The organism is Vibrio sp. OY15 (assembly GCF_000742455.1).
GTDB classification, from domain to species: domain Bacteria; phylum Pseudomonadota; class Gammaproteobacteria; order Enterobacterales; family Vibrionaceae; genus Vibrio; species Vibrio alginolyticus.
Genome location: NZ_JPIL01000003.1, coordinates 262423 through 281399, shown reverse-complemented (window position 1 = coordinate 281399; position 18977 = coordinate 262423). Strand labels below are relative to the sequence as shown.

Annotated in this window: 18 protein-coding genes and 2 tRNA genes; 16 read left to right on the top strand and 4 right to left on the bottom strand. The window is 44.7% G+C overall.

Annotation, left to right across the window (positions count from 1 at the left end; translation table 11 throughout):
• Nucleotides 1–147 precede the first annotated feature (147 nt).
• The 11 genes from IJ23_RS05210 to luxS all read left to right on the top strand — a co-directional run bounded on the left by IJ23_RS05210 (nt 148) and on the right by luxS (nt 11458).
• Nucleotides 148–224 (top strand) — tRNA-Arg (locus IJ23_RS05210).
• 52 nt (nt 225–276) lie between these two features.
• Nucleotides 277–353: transfer RNA gene (locus IJ23_RS05205), tRNA-Arg, on the top strand.
• A gap of 552 nt (nt 354–905) precedes the next feature.
• Nucleotides 906–1163 carry an oxaloacetate decarboxylase subunit gamma gene (locus IJ23_RS05200; protein ID WP_005379932.1) on the top strand — a complete coding sequence of 86 codons (258 nt, stop codon included), beginning with the start codon at nt 906–908 and terminating at the stop codon, nt 1161–1163.
• A gap of 31 nt (nt 1164–1194) precedes the next feature.
• Nucleotides 1195–2979 carry a sodium-extruding oxaloacetate decarboxylase subunit alpha gene (gene oadA / locus IJ23_RS05195; protein WP_033905601.1) on the top strand — a complete coding sequence of 595 codons (1785 nt, stop codon included), beginning with the start codon at nt 1195–1197 and terminating at the stop codon, nt 2977–2979.
• Between the two features lie 9 nt (nt 2980–2988).
• Nucleotides 2989–4119 (top strand): sodium ion-translocating decarboxylase subunit beta, encoded by a 1131-nt coding sequence (locus tag IJ23_RS05190; protein ID WP_005379935.1) that lies wholly within the window; start codon nt 2989–2991, stop codon nt 4117–4119.
• Nucleotides 4120–4242: 123 nt separating this feature from the next.
• Nucleotides 4243–5193, top strand: a complete 951-nt coding sequence (locus IJ23_RS05185; RefSeq protein WP_005385434.1) for an NADP-dependent oxidoreductase — start codon at nt 4243–4245, stop codon at nt 5191–5193.
• Entirely contained in the window at nt 5187–5648 is a 462-nt protein-coding gene (locus IJ23_RS05180) for a YqaA family protein (protein WP_005379938.1), read from the top strand. Before IJ23_RS05185 ends, IJ23_RS05180 begins: the two co-directional genes overlap by 7 nt.
• 9 nt (nt 5649–5657) lie before the next feature.
• Nucleotides 5658–8501, top strand: a complete 2844-nt coding sequence (locus IJ23_RS05175; protein WP_033905599.1) for a M16 family metallopeptidase — start codon at nt 5658–5660, stop codon at nt 8499–8501.
• A 156-nt stretch (nt 8502–8657) separates the two neighbouring features.
• Nucleotides 8658–10226 carry a glutamate--cysteine ligase gene (gene gshA, locus IJ23_RS05170; protein WP_033905598.1) on the top strand — a complete coding sequence of 523 codons (1569 nt, stop codon included), beginning with the start codon at nt 8658–8660 and terminating at the stop codon, nt 10224–10226.
• Nucleotides 10227–10249: 23 nt separating this feature from the next.
• Nucleotides 10250–10855, top strand: a complete 606-nt coding sequence (locus tag IJ23_RS05165) for a transglycosylase SLT domain-containing protein (protein WP_172563496.1) — start codon at nt 10250–10252, stop codon at nt 10853–10855.
• Between the two features lie 84 nt (nt 10856–10939).
• Complete coding sequence (gene luxS, locus IJ23_RS05160; RefSeq protein WP_017820391.1) at nt 10940–11458, top strand: S-ribosylhomocysteine lyase; 519 nt, start codon at nt 10940–10942, stop codon at nt 11456–11458.
• Between the two features lie 68 nt (nt 11459–11526).
• Here luxS and IJ23_RS05155 read toward each other — a convergent pair whose 3' ends face one another.
• Nucleotides 11527–12807, bottom strand: coding sequence for an HlyC/CorC family transporter (locus tag IJ23_RS05155; RefSeq protein ID WP_005379948.1), 1281 nt, complete (start codon nt 12805–12807; stop codon nt 11527–11529).
• 124 nt (nt 12808–12931) lie between these two features.
• Nucleotides 12932–13726: a cytochrome C assembly family protein gene (locus IJ23_RS05150; RefSeq protein ID WP_005379950.1), complete on the bottom strand. Its 795-nt coding sequence runs from the start codon at nt 13724–13726 to the stop codon at nt 12932–12934.
• A gap of 224 nt (nt 13727–13950) precedes the next feature.
• On the opposite strand from IJ23_RS05150, the gene ffh reads away from it, so the two are divergent.
• The 5 genes from ffh to rplS all read left to right on the top strand — a co-directional run bounded on the left by ffh (nt 13951) and on the right by rplS (nt 17553).
• Entirely contained in the window at nt 13951–15333 is a 1383-nt protein-coding gene (ffh, locus tag IJ23_RS05145; protein ID WP_033905596.1) for a signal recognition particle protein, read from the top strand.
• A 209-nt stretch (nt 15334–15542) separates the two neighbouring features.
• Nucleotides 15543–15791 carry a 30S ribosomal protein S16 gene (gene rpsP, locus IJ23_RS05140; RefSeq protein WP_005379962.1) on the top strand — a complete coding sequence of 83 codons (249 nt, stop codon included), beginning with the start codon at nt 15543–15545 and terminating at the stop codon, nt 15789–15791.
• A gap of 29 nt (nt 15792–15820) precedes the next feature.
• A complete protein-coding gene (gene rimM, locus IJ23_RS05135; protein ID WP_005379964.1) occupies nt 15821–16369 on the top strand; it encodes a ribosome maturation factor RimM in 549 nt (182 codons plus the stop codon).
• 27 nt (nt 16370–16396) lie between these two features.
• Nucleotides 16397–17158 carry a tRNA (guanosine(37)-N1)-methyltransferase TrmD gene (trmD, locus tag IJ23_RS05130; RefSeq protein ID WP_033905595.1) on the top strand — a complete coding sequence of 254 codons (762 nt, stop codon included), beginning with the start codon at nt 16397–16399 and terminating at the stop codon, nt 17156–17158.
• Between the two features lie 41 nt (nt 17159–17199).
• Nucleotides 17200–17553, top strand: a complete 354-nt coding sequence (gene rplS / locus IJ23_RS05125; protein ID WP_005379971.1) for a 50S ribosomal protein L19 — start codon at nt 17200–17202, stop codon at nt 17551–17553.
• Nucleotides 17554–17865: 312 nt separating this feature from the next.
• Here the strand turns inward: rplS and yacG are convergent, their stop codons facing one another.
• Entirely contained in the window at nt 17866–18060 is a 195-nt protein-coding gene (gene yacG, locus IJ23_RS05120; RefSeq protein WP_017635922.1) for a DNA gyrase inhibitor YacG, read from the bottom strand.
• A gap of 158 nt (nt 18061–18218) precedes the next feature.
• Nucleotides 18219–18959 (bottom strand): cell division protein ZapD, encoded by a 741-nt coding sequence (zapD, locus tag IJ23_RS05115; RefSeq protein ID WP_005373086.1) that lies wholly within the window; start codon nt 18957–18959, stop codon nt 18219–18221.
• Nucleotides 18960–18977: the final 18 nt, after the last annotated feature.

Below are 18977 nucleotides of genomic sequence, written 5' to 3'. Positions count from 1 at the left end.
TTGTTGTTGAAAATTTCGCGTTCTTAGCTCAGCTGGATAGAGGCCCTGGCTACGAACAAGGCGGTCGGAGGCTCGTATGCATGTGTATAAGCGACATAATAAAGGGGGAAGCCCTGATTTTGGAGAAAGTTGATATCGAAAACTTGCGCGTCCTTAGCTCAGCTGGATAGAGTACCTGGCTACGAACCAGGCGGTCGGAGGTTCGAATCCTCCAGGACGCGCCACTTATTAAAGGGTAATGCCCTGATATTGATGAAATTCGATATCGAAAACTGCGCGTCCTTAGCTCAGCTGGATAGAGTACCTGGCTACGAACCAGGCGGTCGGAGGTTCGAATCCTCCAGGACGCGCCACTTATTGAAAAAGCCTCGCAATTGCGAGGCTTTTTTGTATCTAGACATCTGAAATATGGCGTAGGATCACTAGAGCCTATGTTCCTCTTTTTAAAAGCGAATATGTGCGTATCTAAGCAATTTGCTATCAAGCTTCTGTCGCATCGTGTGAAATCATCCTGATTATCCCTCCTATACACTGACTTCCATTTTTCATTTCAATCACTCTCATGTAGTCACTTTGTTTGTTATTTGTTTATTTATTGTTAATCTTGTTCATCTTTTTGTTTTTGTTGGTTTTTACTGCGTGAGTCCCGATTTGATTTTGAAATCTAAATCGCAGTTTTTATTTATGTCCTCCTTTACTCTGTTCGTAAGGTGATAGCGATTTGAAGTGATTATTTTGTCATGAACTGTGATCTGGGTAGTGAATAAATAATCATTTATCAGGATTACTACAAACCTTCCTTAAACAAAATTGACAAAATTTAACCAATCGAGATAATCCATGGGTCGGGATTTGACACTATTAAAGTCCTGCACGTTGTCAGGATGACAAAGAAAGGAAGCAACATGACTAATATAGGAAGCCTGCTAGTAGATGCGGCCACCCTGATGCTAACGGGGATGGCGGTCGTATTTATTTTCCTCACTATTCTTGTTTATCTCGTTCGGTTAATGTCGAAATTGGTACCAGAAGAAGTACCAGAGCCGATCGCAGCACCAAAAACAAACACTAATATTCAATCAACCTCTTCAGCTGTTAGTCCACAAGTAGTGGCGGCGATCTCGGCTGCGATTCATAAACATCGCGCCTCATTCGCGAAGTAGCCGAACTAGGATTAAAAAGGAGTTTAAGAGCATGTCTAAACCACTAGCTATTACTGATGTGGTCCTTCGTGATGCCCATCAATCACTATTTGCTACGCGTATGCGTATTGAGGATATGCTGCCTATCGCAGCTGAGTTGGATAAGGTTGGTTACTGGTCTCTAGAGACTTGGGGTGGTGCAACATTTGATTCTTGTATTCGATTCTTAGGGGAAGACCCTTGGGAGCGTTTACGTGAACTAAAAAAAGCGATGCCTAATACACCAATGCAAATGCTACTGCGTGGTCAAAACCTTTTAGGATACCGCCATTATGCCGACGACGTAGTAGAAAAGTTTGTTGAACGCGCGCATGCTAACGGCATGGATGTATTCCGTATTTTTGATGCAATGAATGACGTGCGAAACTTCCAGAAAGCCGTGAAAGCAACGGTTGATGTTGGTGCGCATGCTCAAGGTACGTTGTCTTACACAACGAGCCCAGTGCATAACGCAGACACTTGGGTTGACTTGGCAAAACGCCTAGAGGATTTAGGTTGTCATTCGCTGTGTATTAAAGATATGTCTGGCTTACTTAAGCCTTATGAAGCGGAAGAGCTTATCACGCGTATCAAAGCGTCTTGTGATGTGCCATTGGCACTTCATTGTCATGCAACAACGGGGCTGTCTACAGCAACAGCGGTAAAAGCAGTAGAAGCCGGTATTGATATTCTCGATACTGCGATTTCTTCAATGAGTTGTACTTACGGTCATACACCGACAGAAACGGTAGTCGCTATGCTAGAAGGCACCGAGCGAGATACCAATTTGAAACTCGAGCAACTGGAATCTATCGCCGCATATTTCCGTGAGGTACGTAAGAAGTATGCGAAGTGGGAAGGCCAGTTAAAAGGAGTCGATTCACGCATCCTGATTGCTCAAGTGCCTGGTGGTATGCTGACCAATATGGAAGGCCAGTTGAAAGAGCAGGGTGCTGCGGATCGCATTGATGAAGTATTAGAAGAGATCCCTCGTGTACGTGAAGATCTTGGTTTCATTCCATTGGTGACTCCAACTTCACAGATCGTCGGTACGCAAGCGGTGATTAACGTTCTTACTGGCGAGCGCTATAAGAGTATTACCAAGGAAACCGCTGGCCTATTGAAAGGTGAGTACGGTCAAGCGCCAGCCGAGTTAAATGCAGAACTGCAAGCGAAAGTGCTTGATGGTAAAGAGCCAATTACCTGTCGTCCTGCCGATTTACTTGAGCCTGAAATGGAGACGCTTACGGTTGATCTGATGGAGAAAGCGAAATCAGAAGGCATTAAGCTAGCAAGTGAGCGTGTTGATGACGTACTCACTTATGCACTTTTCCCTCAAGTTGGGCTTAAGTTCCTTAAGAATCGTGAAAACCCAGAAGCATTTGAGCCTGCACCAACGCTAGAAGCTGAGAAGCCTGCTGTACCTGTAGCTCAACCAGCAACTGGTGGTGTAGAAACTTATAGTGTACGTGTTGACGGGCAGGTGTATGAGGTGGAAGTTGGCCCTCAAGGTGAACTGACATCTGTTGCTCCTTCTAATGCACCGGCAAAATCGGCTACACCTAGCGCACCTTCTAATGCTTCAGCAGAAGCGGTACCTGCTCCTCTTGCAGGTAACATCTTCAAAGTGAATGTTCAACCTGGTGCTGAGGTAGCTGAAGGCGATGTATTGCTCATCCTTGAAGCGATGAAAATGGAAACTGAAGTACGAGCGGCGCGTGGTGGTGTGGTTCAAGAGCTGAACGTTAAAGAAGGCGATGCTGTCACAGTAGGTGCGCCTCTGTTGAGCCTGGCGTAAGGGAGTATCATGGACGGATTGTTAACCCTTTGGGCAGAAACAGGGATCGCTAACTTCGAGTTCGGCCAAATCTGTATGATGCTGGTTGGTTGTACCTTGCTGTTTTTGGCAATTAAAAAAGGATTTGAACCTTTACTGTTATTGCCGATTGGTTTCGGTGCTATTTTGGCGAATATTCCAAATGCTGGCTTTACTGAGCCTGGTGGCTTGCTCTACTACGTTTACTACATTGGGATTGAATCGGGTGTGTTCCCGCTATTGATCTTCATGGGTGTGGGCGCGATGACTGACTTTGGTGCTTTGATCGCAAACCCAAAAACGTTGTGGTTAGGTGCGGCTGCGCAGTTTGGTATTTTTGCAACACTGTTTGGCGCTATTTTGCTCAACTATGTACCTGGCATGGAGTTCTCCATGGCAGATGCTTCGTCTATCGCGATCATCGGTGGTGCTGATGGGCCAACAGCGATTTTCTTGGCGAGTAAGCTCTCTCCAGATCTGTTAGGTGCGATTGCAGTCGCGGCATACAGCTATATGGCATTGGTGCCGATCATCCAGCCACCAATCATGAAAGCACTGACAACCAAGGAAGAGCGTCAAATCAAGATGGCTCAGCTTCGTCATGTTGGTAAATGGGAGAAAGTCATCTTCCCGCTTGCTGTATTACTGATGACGATTCTGTTCTTACCTTCAGCTACGCCATTGGTTGGTATGTTCTGTTTGGGTAACTTGATGCGTGAAGCTGGTGTGGTCGATCGTTTATCGAAAACTGCTCAAAATGAATTGATCAACATAGTGACTATCTTTTTAGGTCTTGGTGTTGGTTCTAAGCTGCAAGCTGAGCAGTTCTTGAACCTAGAAACGTTAGGTATCTTGGGGTTAGGCGCAGTTGCATTTAGTATCGGTACTGGTGCGGGCGTCCTGATGGCGAAACTGCTTAACAAGTTCTCGAAAGAAGACATCAACCCACTTATTGGTGCGGCTGGCGTTTCTGCGGTACCAATGGCCGCGCGAGTCGTAAACAAAGTTGGTTTACAAGCTAACCCGCAAAACTTTTTGTTAATGCATGCGATGGGACCAAACGTTGCTGGTGTGCTGGGTTCAGCCGTTGCGGCTGGTATATTGTTAGCACTTGTTGGTTAGACATTATTGAAAATGGAATGATCAACCAATTTACAAAATCACGATTAACTTAGGTTAACAAAATGGTTTATAGTCAAAGGGATGCTTTCGCATCCCTTTTTGTTTTCTTGCAGGGAATGGTTTATGGAACACAAACAGATCGTTATCACTGAGTTTGGTGATGCCAACGTACTCGCGATTCAACATGCTTCTACACCATCACCACAGCCTGGTGAAGTCTTAGTAAAAGTCGCTTTTTCAGGCGTAAATCCTATTGATGTCAAAACTCGAGCTGGGCTCGGTTGGGCAGCAGCGCAGAATAAGGATAATTTACCTTGGGTGCCAGGTTACGACATCTCAGGAAAAGTGATGTCTTGTGGAGAGGGGGCATCACGTTTTAATGAAGGTGATGAGGTGGCTGGATTTATTGGTTTCCCAGTTCGAGGCGGTGGTTACAGTCAATACATATGTGTTCCAGAAACTGAGTTAAGTCATGTTCCTAGCTCTGTCACTTTAGAGGCAGCTGCTGCATTACCGTTGGCGGGACAAACTGCGGCACAAGCTCTCAGTAAGGCTAATGTGACGGAAAACGATCGCGTACTTATCCTCGCTGGTGCCGGTGGTGTTGGACACCTCGCGGTACAAATTGCGATCGCGACGAAAGCGGAAGTCTTTACAACCTGCAGTGAACGAAATTTAGATTACCTTGCGACGCTCGGTGCTCATGCAGTGAACTATCAATTTGCACCAGTGTCAGAACGTGTTGAAGATGTTGATGTTTTGATTGATTTAGTAGGCGGAGATGCTGCGTTAGATGCGCTTAAATGCCTGAAAGACAATGCGAGAGTCATCACCGTTCCAACCATAACTGCTGAGCTGATTTGTGAAAAAGCCAAACTCCTAGGCTTTGAGGCTAGTGGCATGTTGGTTGAACCAGACCCTGCGCAGTTAGATACCTTGTTGTACATGGTCGGCGTTGGCTTACTGAAGACTGAAATTCAACAGGTTTATCCTATGAGTGATGTCATTGGTGCTCACCAGCAGGTCGAATCAGGAAGAACCAGAGGCAAGGTGTTGCTTGATATGACATGCTAGAAGCATTTAACACGAGTTTTGAAAGTTTAGCGCTTTGGTTTTCAGATTCAGCATTATGGGTGCTTTTCATGACCGGTTTTCTCAGTGCCACGTTGTTGCCTGGTGGTTCTGAGGCGGGCTTAGTTGCCACTCTCTCATTAAATCAATACTCCGTTTCTTCAATTGTTATGGTCGCTACTATCGGTAATACGCTTGGTGGCTTAACAAATTATTGGCTTGGCTTGTGGATTCCCAACAAAGCACAAGAGGAAAAGCACGGTCATACCGCATTAAAGTGGCTCTCTAAGTATGGCTATTGGGGATTATTTTTTAGCTGGTTACCTGTAATAGGAGACCCGCTGTGTTTAGCCGCAGGGTGGCTAAGAATGAAGTTTCTGCCTTGCGTGATTTTAATATTTTTAGGAAAGGCTGCTAGGTATAGCTTACTTGCGGCCATCTATCTCGGATTATTTTAAGGAAAGTACATGAAGATGTTTTGGGTTGGCGCGTGTTCACTGTTGGTGATCACGGGCTGTGCATCAAATACGCCAGTTTCATCACTGCCGAAAGGGGTAACTTTCGTTGAGTCATCGAAAGCTGAAGAAGGCAAAGTTAAGATTCCATACCAAAAGTATAAACTCGATAATGGTTTAACGGTGATCTTAGCTCCTGAAGATTCTGACCCATTGGTCCATGTGGATGTGACTTACCATGTTGGTTCAGCTCGTGAAGAAGTGGGTAAGTCTGGTTTTGCGCATTTCTTTGAGCACATGATGTTCCAAGGCTCAGAGAACGTTGGTGACCAAGAGCACTTCAGAATCATCACAGAGGCTGGCGGCACGTTAAATGGTACAACAAACCGCGATCGTACTAACTACTTTGAAACGGTCCCTGCTAACCAGCTCGAGAAAATGCTGTGGTTAGAGTCTGACCGTATGGGCTTTTTGTTGGATGCGGTTTCTCAACGCAAATTTGAAATTCAGCGTTCTACTGTAAAAAATGAGCGAGCTCAGCGTTACGATAATCGTCCTTATGGCTTAATTTGGGAGCGCATGTCCGAAGCGCTATATCCTGAAGGTCACCCGTATTCGTGGCAAACCATTGGTTATGTTGAAGATCTTGATCGTGTTGATGTGAACGATCTCAAAGCGTTTTTCTTGCGTTGGTATGGCCCAAACAATGCGACTATCACGATCGGTGGTGACTTAGACGTTGAACAAACTCTAGAGTGGGTAAATAAGTACTTCGGTTCGATTCCTCGTGGTCCTGAGGTTGAAAATGCGCCGAAACAACCTGCAAAACTGCAAGAAGATAAATACATCACTCTAGAAGATCGTATTCAACAACCTATGGTGATGATCGCGTGGCCAACAACCTACAACGGCGAAGAAAGCCAAGCGTCTCTCGATACATTATCAGAAGTATTGGGTGGCGGTACCAACAGCGTGCTCTATCAAGACCTAGTGAAGACTCAAAAAGCGGTCGATGCTGGTTCATTCCATGATTGTGCTGAACTGGCGTGTAACTTTTACGTTTACGCAATGGGTGATTCTGGAGACAAAGGCGACCTATCAAAACTGTACGACGAGCTTTTACAATCACTGAATCAGTTTGCGGAAAAAGGCGTGACAGAAGATCGCCTTGAGCAGTTGAAGGGTAAAGCGGAAGCGGATGCTATTTTTGCGCTAGAAAGCGTTAAAGGTAAAGTGACTCAGTTGGCTTCCAACGAGACATTTTTCGGCGATCCTGATCGTCTTGAGCAACAGCTTGAGCAAATCCGTGCAGTTACGCCGACTTCGGTAGAAAAAGCGTATACGGACTTTATCCAAGGTAAGAACAAAGTGACCCTAAGCGTGGTCCCAAAAGGAAAAACAGACCTTGTCGTAAAACCTGCGACCTTTGTGACGCCAAAGCGCACGCTGCCAGAATATGAGAAGATTTCCGATGACCAATTGGCGTATCGTCGTGCGACCGATAACTTCGATCGCTCAGTGCAACCGCCAGTAGGAGAACCAGTGAAAGCGACGATGCCAGAGCTGTACGAGTTACATTTCAAGAATGGCTCAGAGCTGCTTGGTGCAGTTAGCGATGAAACGCCGACGGTGATGATGCAATTTAGTCTACCTGCAGGGACACGTTTTGTTGAAAAGGGTAAAGAAGGTCTTGCCCAATTGACCGCTGCGATGTTGCAAGAAGGTACAACGAAACGCAGTGTCGAAGAGATTCAAGCTGAGCTTGATAAACTGGGTAGTGTTATCTCTGTTAATGCCACAGGTTATACAACAAACATCAGTGTTTCTGCTCTAGAAAAGAACTTAGAGCCGACGTTAGAAATTGTCGAAGAGATGTTGCTGTCTCCTGCATTTAATCAAGATGATTTCGAGCGTGTAAAAATGCAAGCGCTAGAAGGCCTGGTGTATGAGCACCAAAATCCAAGTTGGATGGCGTCACAAGCGAGTCGCCAGGTGCTCTATGGGGATTCGGTTTTTGCTCGACCAAAAGACGGCACGCAAGCAGGTGTCAGTGCATTAACGTTGGATGATGTCCGTGAATTCTACTCGAAGCATTACACGCCACAAAGTGCGCAAATCGTCGTTGTTGGTGACATCAATAAACAGGAAATTGAGCAGCAACTGACGTTCTGGAAAAACTGGCAAGATGAAGCTGCGCCATTGTATGCACCGCAAAGCATTGCTGCATTAGGTGAGCAAAAGATCCATCTTGTTGATAAACCAGGAGCGCCGCAAAGTGTGGTCATGATGGTTCGTCAAGGTATGCCTTACGACGCAACGGGCGATTTTTACCTAAGTCAACTGGCAAACTTCAACTTAGCTGGGAACTTCAATAGCCGCATTAACCAAAATCTACGTGAAGACAAGGGTTACACATACGGTGCTTACGGCTACTTCTCTGGTAATCCAGAAACAGGCTCGGTGGTTTTCACCGCGCAAGTACGAGCGGATGCAACGGTTGCTTCGATCATTGAGATGGAAAATGAGCTAAATGAATACTCGCAGTCAGGTATTACTGATGAAGAGATGAAATTTATGCGTCAAGCGGTCGGTCAAAAAGATGCACTGAAATATGAAACGCCAACACAAAAAGCGGAGCTCATCAGTGATATTCTTAAGTACAACCTCGATCATGATTACTTGCAGCAAAGAAACGCTATCGTAGAAAAAGTCGATAAGCAGACGTTGAATGCGCTGGCTCAGAAATGGTTTGATCCAAATGACTATCAAATTATCGTCGTTGGTGATGCTAAATCGTTGCGTCCTCAATTAGAAAAGTTGGGGAAAGACGTAGAAGAGCTTGAAATCATTCGATAGAGTACACATTTAATAGCGGAGAAACGTTTCTCCGCTATTCATCTAGATAAGCAACTTTTCGTGGGTTATTTATCTAGATGCATTAACTATCAATAACTTAGCTTACACTTGTGTTATGTAACAAGTGTCCTGCTCCCAATATAAGCGAACCTCATTTTGACTGATTTTGCTGCGCGACTAAAAAAAGTTGCATCAAACCCCGAAGTATTTAAGCAGTTTGGACGCGGTGTTGAGCGAGAAACTTTGCGCTATCGTCAGGATGGACATCTAGCTACAACTCCTCATCCTGAAGGGTTAGGCTCTGCGTTCACAAATCAATGGATCACAACGGATTTTTCGGAATCATTGTTAGAGTTCATTACGCCTGTGTCACATGAAATTCCAGAACTGATGGCACAGCTGAAAGATATCCATCATTTCACTCAAACCAAAATGGGTGAAGAGAAAATGTGGCCACTATCAATGCCTTGCTACGTAGGCTCAGAGGATGATATTCAGTTAGCCCAGTATGGCTCTTCGAATGCAGCGAAAATGAAAACGCTGTACCGAGAAGGCCTAAAGCGTCGCTATGGCAGCCTGATGCAAATTATTTCAGGTGTCCATTTTAACTTCTCGTTTCCTGAAACATTTTGGGATGCGCTCTATGGCGAGCAAGATGAACAAGCCCGCCAAGATGCTAAGTCTGATGCGTACTTTGCGTTGATCCGTAATTACTACCGCTTTGGCTGGATGATTCCCTACTTCTTTGGTGCATCACCAGCGTTATGTGGCTCTTTTATTCAAGGTCGTGAAACCGATCTGCCATTCGAGAAGATTGGCGGGACATTATATTTGCCGAAGTCGACGTCTTTGCGTTTGAGCGATCTTGGCTATACCAATAGTGCTCAAAGTGTGCTGAAAATTGGTTTTAACAGCATTGACCAATACCTCGATGGTTTGAGTGATGCGATTCGCCACCCATCAGAAGAGTTTGCGAAAATTGGGGTAAAAGTGGATGGTGAATACCGCCAGCTTAATTCCAATATCTTACAAATTGAGAATGAACTGTACGCTCCGATTCGTCCAAAACGTGTATCGAAAAGTGGTGAGAAGCCTTCAGATGCGTTACGACGCGGTGGTGTCGAATACATTGAAGTTCGTTCTCTAGATGTTAACCCATTCAGCGCAGTGGGCTTAAATGAAGAGCAAGTACGATTCTTGGATCTCTTCCTTACCTGGGCGGCCTTGTCAGACTCAGACCCTATGGATAACTGTGAATTAGAGTGTTGGCGCGATAACTGGAATAAAGTCATTGTTTCAGGCCGTGAAAAAGGTCTAATGCTGCAAATTGGTTGCCAAGGTGAGCGTCTATCTCTACAAGATTGGGCACACCGAGTTTTCGTCGAGTTACGTCAAATAGCACAGCAAATGGATATGACCGCTGGTGGCTGTGCATACCAAGATGTGTGTAATCAACTCGAGACATGGATTGATAACCCAGAACTAACGATCTCTGGTCAACTATTAGAGCTAACGAAAGAGCTGGGTGGGCTAGGTAAAGTCGGTTGTACTCTTGGTATGAAGTACCGTGATGAAAACCTAGCTCACGGTTATCAGTACTATTCACAAGATACGATGGAAACGGAAGTTGCGTCGTCCGTGGAAAAACAAAAGCAAGCAGAGCAGAGTGACATGCTTTCTTTTGATGATTTTTTGGAAGATTACTTTGCTTACCTGAAGCAGTAATGACTAACTAAGGATTGGTGGGGTTGAACATTAAGTCGTTAGTAGTAGCGGTACTTGGAAGCGTGTTACTTGCAGGTTGTGCTACGGCACCGCCAAAGCAGCAGAATAACTTATGCGAGATATTCCGAGAGAAATCCGGTTGGTACGATGATGCCAAAGATATGGAAGATGAATGGGGTACCCCTATTCATGTCGCTATGGCCATCATTAAACAAGAAAGCAGCTTTCGGCACGATGCAAAACCACCTAAAGATTATTTGCTAGGGTTTATTCCTTGGGGACGAGTCAGCAGTGCGTATGGTTATGCTCAAGCTCAAGACCCTGCTTGGGAAGACTTCCAAGATGCGACAGGTCAGGGGGGCTCTCGTACCAACTTCGATGATTCTATGATGTTTGTCGGTTGGTACACTCATGAAACACGGCGTCAGCTAGGGATTTCATTATGGGATCCCTATAACCAGTATCTGGCTTATCATGAAGGGCGAGGTGGATATAAGCGAGGCACTTATAATCGAAAACCTAGTTTAATCAAAGTCGCTCGACGTGTTGAACAAACAGCGAAAACTTATGGCTGGCAGCTGAAGCAATGTCGTGAGGAATTAGAAGACAACAGCAGCTGGTTCTTTTAGCCCACAGTCAGTTCATGTGCTGTAGGGATGAATGACATTTATCCATTACCGAAAGGTACTGGAGTTACAATCAGGAGAGATGTAATGCCTTTACTCGATAGTTTTACCGTGGACCACACTCGTATGAATGCACCGGCAGTGCGAGTGGCGAAAACCATGCAGACCCCAAAAGGGGATACGATTACTGTTTTCGACTTACGCTTTACTGCGCCAAACAAAGACATTCTTTCTGAAAAAGGTATTCACACCCTAGAGCACCTTTATGCAGGCTTTATGCGTAATCACCTAAACGGTGATTCTGTTGAGATCATCGATATTTCGCCTATGGGTTGCCGCACAGGTTTTTACATGAGTCTGATTGGCACACCATCAGAGCAGCAAGTCGCAGATGCTTGGATTGCAGCAATGGAAGACGTGCTGAAGGTAGAAAGTCAGAATAAGATCCCTGAACTTAACGAATACCAATGCGGCACGGCAGCAATGCACTCTTTAAAAGAAGCACAACAGATCGCAAAGAACATTTTGGATGCTGGTGTTTCGGTGAACAAAAATGATGAACTTGCTTTGCCTGAGTCGATGTTAAAAGAGTTGCGCATCGACTAGGTGCTCATTAAGAAGCATATTGCCCCAATAAGTAAAAAAGCCTGACATGAGTCAGGCTTTTCTTTTGGTTATTTGGATGTCGATTTTTTCTTCTTCGGATAAACACGAACGAGCTTGATTCGGTTCTCTTCAATCTCAACAAGTTCCATTGGGTGACCCGCTACTCTCACGCTTAAATGGCTCTCTGGAATATCTTCCAGGTGCTCCAAAATAAGACCGTTTAACGTTCTTGGGCCATCCGTTGGTAAATCCCATTTCAGGCCTTTGTTAATATCTCGAATATTGGTGCTGCCTTCAATAAGAAAGCTTCCGTCACCTTGAGGACTGATTTCATCAGAGAGGCTTGGAGAAATTGACGTCGTGAACTCACCAATGATCTCTTCCAGAATATCTTCAAGAGTGATTAGACCGATGATATCACCGTACTCATCCACGATCAGACCGATACGTTGCTTGTTGCGTTGGAATTTCAACATTTGCACGTTCAGTGGTGTGCCTTCTGGGATGTAATAGACCTCATCAGCAGCACGTAATAGCGTTTCTTTGTTGAATTCGTTCTTTTCCAACATCAGACGATAAGCTTCACGCAAGCGCAGCATGCCAACCACTTCATCAATTTGGTCACGATAGAAAACTATGCGTCCATGTGGTGAGTGTGTTAGCTGGCGAACAATGGATTTCCAGTCGTCGTTAATATCAATACCGGTAATTTCATTGCGTGGGACCATAATGTCGTTCACGGTGACGTGCTCAAGATCTAAAATAGACACTAGCATGTCTTGGTGTCGGCGAGGGATCAAACCGCCAGCTTCATTTACCACCGTACGCAGCTCATCGGAGCTAAGATGATCTTCTGCTGAGTGATCCGCTCTTACACCAAGTAAGCGGATAAAGCCATTCGTAATAAAGTTAACAAGCATCACTAAAGGCGACAGTAACTTCATCAGTATGGTCAATAATATACTGCTCGCGTAGGACACACGTTCAGGGTAAAGCGCTGCAATTGTTTTAGGGGTAACCTCGGCAAAAACCAATACAACCATAGTTAGTGCACCGGTTGCGATAGCGACACCTAAATCACCATACAAACGCATACCAATAATGGTCGCGATCGCGGACGCGAGAATATTAACGAGGTTGTTGCCGATAAGAATAAGACCAATCAAACGATCTGGACGGTCTAATAGTCTTTCGACTCGCTTAGCACCCTTATGCCCGTTTTTGGCTAAGTGTTTTAAGCGATAACGATTCAGAGACATCATCCCTGTTTCTGAACCGGAAAAGTAACCTGATATGACGATAAGACACGCGAGTAGCGCAAACAAGATACCCGTAGAGATGTCGTCCAAAACGTTGCTGTTCCTTGTAAGTATTGGGTTATATAACGGTTGAGTAAGTCCGTTAAGTCAAAGAGTTAAGGCGTACTGTATTTTATCTAGCCTAAAATATAAAGGATAGGAGCCCTAGAGCTCCTTAATTCAAGATGATTTCTTTTACAAAGCGACTGCCAAAATATGCCAGAGTTAACAGTGTTGCTCCTGCAACAGCGAACCATGTGACTTTTCTACCACGCCAGCCTTTTTGATAGTGACCCCAAAGCAGTATTGAGTACACCACCCAAGCGATGAAAGAAAGAATGCCCTTATGTGCCTTACCTTGGGCAAACATATCCTGCACAAAGACAAAGCCAGTAATGAGCGTGGCAGTTAACAATAAGTTACCGATCAAAATAATTTTGAAGAGTTGACGCTCCACCATTAATAGAGGCGGCAGGTTTGGGTTAATCGCCAAAGATTTTTTTGCTTTCAGTTTGTGATCCAGCCAAGCCAACTGAAGCGCATAGAGTGCCCCGATAGTTAAAGTCGCGTATGAGAAGAGCGCAAATGAAATATGAATGAGTAGCTTAGGGTCATTCTCTAGGTGCTTTATAAACGTGCTTGGCAAAAATGTGGCAGCAGATAAATTGATGGCAGCAAAGCTATAAACGACTGGCAATAAAAACCACAGTCGGTTTTTCAACATAGCAAGGCTCATGACCAGAGAAATAATAAAACTGATCAAAGAAGCCACGTTGAGAATACTCAGGTTTTGACCTGAACCATCAAAAATCAGATCACTCAAAATCCACGCATGAAAAACAAGCGCACAGGCAGCACTAGCAAACACTGTTTTTGCTTTGATTCCTGACTGTTGTGAGAGTCCGGGTATGATGGTCGCAATCGCCAAGACATAAAGTATGGCGGCCGCGATGGCTATTAAGCTATCCATGAATCCTAAATATTATTGTGCACGATGGAGAAATTATACCTTGCATTACACTTTGGGGCTACGTTATATCCGACATCAATCGTGAGAGATGAGATATTGAAATTAATAAGTTACCGCACCATATATAAATAGAGACAAGAATAGGACAGCGGTACGGGTATGACTCAGACCTTGGCTAATGTATACTCACACTAATTAATCGCCATTTTAGCGAAGAGACAAAGATGTTTGAGAATTTAACGGATCGATTATCCAAAACGCTGAAAAATATCAGTGGTAAAGGTCGTCTGACCGAAGACAACATTAAAGAAACCCTACGTGAAGTCCGAATGGCTCTACTTGAAGCTGACGTTGCGCTTCCGGTCGTTCGTGAATTTGTGAACCGCGTTAAAGAAAAAGCGGTGGGCGTAGAAGTTTCTAAATCTCTGACTCCAGGTCAGGAATTTATCAAGATCGTTCAAACAGAACTTGAAGCCGTAATGGGTGAGTCGAATGAGGCGCTAAACCTTGCCGCTCAACCACCTGCTGTGCTTCTTATGGCAGGTCTACAAGGTGCGGGTAAAACCACATCGGTAGGTAAGTTATCTAAGCTTCTAAAAGAACGTGACAAGAAGAAAGTTTTGGTTGTGTCTGCCGACGTTTACCGTCCTGCGGCAATCAAGCAGCTTGAAACACTGGCATCAGACATCGGTGTTGACTTCTTCCCATCATCACCAGACCAAAAGCCTATTGATATCGTCAATGCAGCGATTGACCATGCGAAGAAAAAATTCTACGACGTACTTATTGTCGATACCGCAGGTCGTTTGGCAATTGATGAAGAGATGATGGGGGAGATCAAAGATCTTCACGCAGCTATCAACCCAGTAGAAACGCTATTTGTTGTTGACGCCATGACGGGTCAAGACGCAGCAAATACAGCAAAAGCCTTTGGCGATGCGCTACCTCTTACCGGTGTAGTTCTAACTAAGGTTGATGGTGATGCTCGTGGTGGTGCGGCACTTTCAGTACGCCATGTAACGGGCAAACCAATCAAATTCTTGGGTGTCGGTGAAAAAACTGACGCGCTAGAACCGTTCCACCCAGATCGTGTTGCTTCACGTATTCTTGGCATGGGTGACGTTCTGTCTTTGATTGAAGACCTACAACGCAACGTTGACCAAGAAAAGGCAGAAAAGTTAGCGAAGAAGTTCAAAGAGAAGAAAGGTTTCGACCTTGAAGATTTCCGTGAACAGCTAGGCCAGATGCAAAACATGGGCGGCATGATGGGGATGATGGATAAGCTTCCAGGAATGTCCCAGCTACCAGACAATGTAAAAGACAAAGTTGATGACAAGATGTTCAAACAGATGGAAGCGATCATCAGCTCCATGACAATGAAAGAACGTCAACGCCCAGAAATTATCAAGGGCTCGCGCAAGAAGCGTATCGCGGCTGGTTCTGGTGTGCAGGTTCAAGATGTAAACCGCTTACTAAAACAGTTCACCCAAATGCAGAAAATGATGAAAAAGATGCAAAAAGGTGGCATGAAAGGCATGATGCGCAATATGCAAGGCATGATGGGCGGCATGGGTGGTGGCGGTGGCTTCAATCCATTTGGTCGTTAATTAATCGATCACGCATAGATTCAGGGTGTTAGGTACGTCACAAACTTTAAATTCAATTTATGTTGGTGAAAAAGTAACTAAACTCCTTGCATTGCTCCGGGAGAAGAGTAAAATTCCGGAGCTTTATTTTGGCACGAGACCCCAAACTGTTTAATTTATTGAATGGTTTTTGGGGTTAATTTTATTTTTGAGAAAGCAAAGAGGACGACATGGTAACCATTCGTTTGGCACGTCACGGCGCTAAAAAGCGTCCATTTTATCAAATCGTAGTAGCGGACAGCCGCAACGCTGCAACTGGCCGTTTCATCGAGAAAGTTGGTTTCTTCAACCCAACTGCTAAAGGTCAAGAAGAAGGTCTACGTCTAGACCTAGACCGCGTTAACCACTGGGTTGGTCAAGGCGCGTCAGTATCTGACCGTGTTGCTAAGCTAGTTAAAGACGCTCAAAAAGCGGCTTAATTTTTTACTTGAAAAGTAGAAACTAGTTTATGTCGATGAAAGGTAAAGAAACAATGAGCAACGAAAAGATTGTTGTAGGCAAGTTTGGTGCTACTTACGGCATTCGTGGTTGGCTTAAGGTTTTTTCCTACACAGACAATGCTGAAAGCATTTTCGATTACAGCCCTTGGTACATTAACCAAAAGGGCAAGTGGGTTGAGTACAAAGTAGAAAGCTGGAAGCGCCATAACAAAGGTATGGTGGCTAAGCTGGAAGGCATGGATGTTCGTGAAGACGCGCATCTAATGACGAACTTTGAAATTGCTATTGACCCTGCGGTACTTCCTGAATTGTCAGAAGATGAGTTCTACTGGCGCGAATTGTTTGGGATGCAAGTTGTAACCACTAAAGGTTACGATCTAGGTGTTGTTACTGACATGCTAGAAACTGGCTCAAACGATGTTCTGGTTGTTAAAGCAAATCTTAAAGATGCTTTCGGGCAGAAGGAACGATTAATCCCGTTCCTTGAAGAGCAAGTGATCATTAATGTTGATCGCGAAGCTCAACGGATCGAAGTTGACTGGGATCCTGGATTCTAATCTCCAAAATTACAGAGCGAGATAAACATGTGGGTTGGCGTTATTAGCCTTTTTCCAGAAATGTTCCGTTCTGTTACTGATTTTGGAGTAACAGGTCAAGCGGTTAAAAAAGGTCTTTTGTCGATTGAGACTTGGAATCCTAGAGATTTCACTCACGACAAACATCGCACAGTCGATGACCGACCTTACGGTGGTGGCCCTGGTATGTTAATGATGGTTCAGCCTTTGCGCGATGCCATTTATACCGCGAAAGCAGCCTCACCGGGCAAGACGAAAGTCATCTACCTTTCTCCTCAAGGTCGCAAGCTCGACCAGAAAGGAGTGGAAGAACTGGCAACGAATGAGAACTTGCTTCTGATTTGTGGTCGTTATGAAGGGGTAGATGAGCGCATCATTCAATCTGAAGTCGACGAAGAATGGTCGATTGGTGATTTTGTGATGACGGGTGGTGAGATACCAGCCATGACGTTAATCGACGCTGTCTCTCGGTTTGTTCCGGGTGTACTAGGGGATTTCGCGTCAGCAGAAGAAGACTCTTTTGCAAATGGCTTGTTAGATTGCCCTCACTATACGCGTCCAGAAGTATTGGATGACAAAGAGGTACCAGCGGTACTGATGTCAGGCAATCACAAGGACATTCGTCAATGGCGACTCAAGCAGTCGTTGGGCCGTACTTGGCTAAGAAGACCAGAGCTCCTGGAAAACCTAGCTCTGACTGACGAACAGGAACAATTACTTGCTGAGTTTGTTAATGAGCATAAAGCCATTAAAGAACATAACGCAAAGTAACCTAATTTATTTAGTATCAGTTTATTCTAGGAATTTAAAAAATGAGTAACATCATCAAAGCTCTTGAAGAAGAGCAAATGAAATCAGACCTACCTAAATTTGCACCAGGTGACACTGTTGTAGTTCAAGTTAAGGTAAAAGAAGGTGACCGTGAGCGTCTACAGGCTTTCGAAGGCGTTGTAATCGCAATCCGTAACCGTGGTCTACACTCTGCTTTCACTGTACGTAAGATCTCTAACGGTGAAGGTGTTGAGCGTACGTTCCAAACACACTCTCCAATCGTTGATAGCATCGAAGTTAAACGCCGTGGTGCAGTACGTCGTGCCAAGTTGTACTACCTACGTGAGCGTTCTGGTAAGTCTGCTCGTATCAAAGAGAAGCTTGCTAAGAAGTAATGCTATAACTAGCGTTCTCATCTTAAACGGAGTCCTTTTAGGGCTCCGTTTTTTTATTTGTGTAATTAGCTTGCTCGTTTCTTTTCACCCTAACTGAACTGTCGATGCTCATGCACTGATTTACACTCCACGCCTCTGCCTTGCTGTGAATAGATTCCTGATGTCGCTATGGCTCCTCGGAATGACGGAAAATGATGGTCAAAGATTATATAGCACCGAGGTTCAAATTCGTCATTCTGGACAGCGACGACGGAGCGTGATTCAGGTTCCCCAAGAAGGAACCTAGGGTATTCCTTTACCCTAGGTCTCAATTTAATACTGGTCTTCAGACCAGCCATCACTATCGGACATATCGGGTGCGCCTGGGATGGTGTTTTCTTCATCTGCCCATTCACCAAAATCAATCATTTGGCATTGTTTACTGCAGAAAGGGCGATGAGGACTTTGTTCTCCCCATTCTACGTCGGCGCCACATTGTGGGCATTGAACGATGGTAACTTTAGACATAGTTGAGCGTCCCATTACTAATTGGTGTTAAAGGGTAGTATACCTAAACGAATTAAAGATGGCTTATTCAACGCGCTATTGCTGCTACGAAATTTTATCAAATATAAGCGCAATAAAGCGTTGAATTTTAGATTATGGAGGCGAGGCGTAGTGTCGTCTTAGCTGCAAACAGCAAGTTCAAATTCAATATCTTGTGTGCATGCTTGACCGTTTTCAAACGACATGAACTTGATCGCAAAGCGGTTTTTATGGCCTGAAATCATAGGATACACGCCATATTCCATTGGGATGTGAAGTCTTAGAATGTTGGCTTCATCAGCGTCACTTTGGAAGAAACCTGCACGACCGATTTGAGCTTTGAAATGTCCGGTCTCTCTAGTGAGCTTTAACCATAACGAAAGCGCATCAGATAAGGGCTTTAAGCTTGCTTGCCACTGTTGTGCATCACGCTTTTTACGTTCAATAGGTAGATGAAGCCAGTAGTGTAATGCTGGCAGATCAAAACAGCATGAACCACCCGGTAGATTAAAGCGTTGACGGATAGAGCTTAGGAAGCGATCTTCTTTTAATGCTTGGCCAAAACGTTCAGCACCCATTAGTTGGCTATGAACGACATCTATCTCTTGTAGCAAGGTATTTAATGCGTCTTGATCGACACCATCAACATTGAGCCAATGGCGGTACGACAGCCGTTGCTTCTCAAGATCTTTAGCCAGTTCACTTTTCAGTTGGATTTGTTCGAAGATCTCAACCATATCGAATAACGCACGGAAAAACAGTTGATACTGATGATTTTCGCTAAACCCAGAGGCCAAGTGAGCCTGACGCAGCAGAGACTCCACTCTTAGATAAATACGAGTTTTCTCATTTAACGGATGTTCAAATTTGTGCGTGGTCATCGACATAAGCCTTTGTGA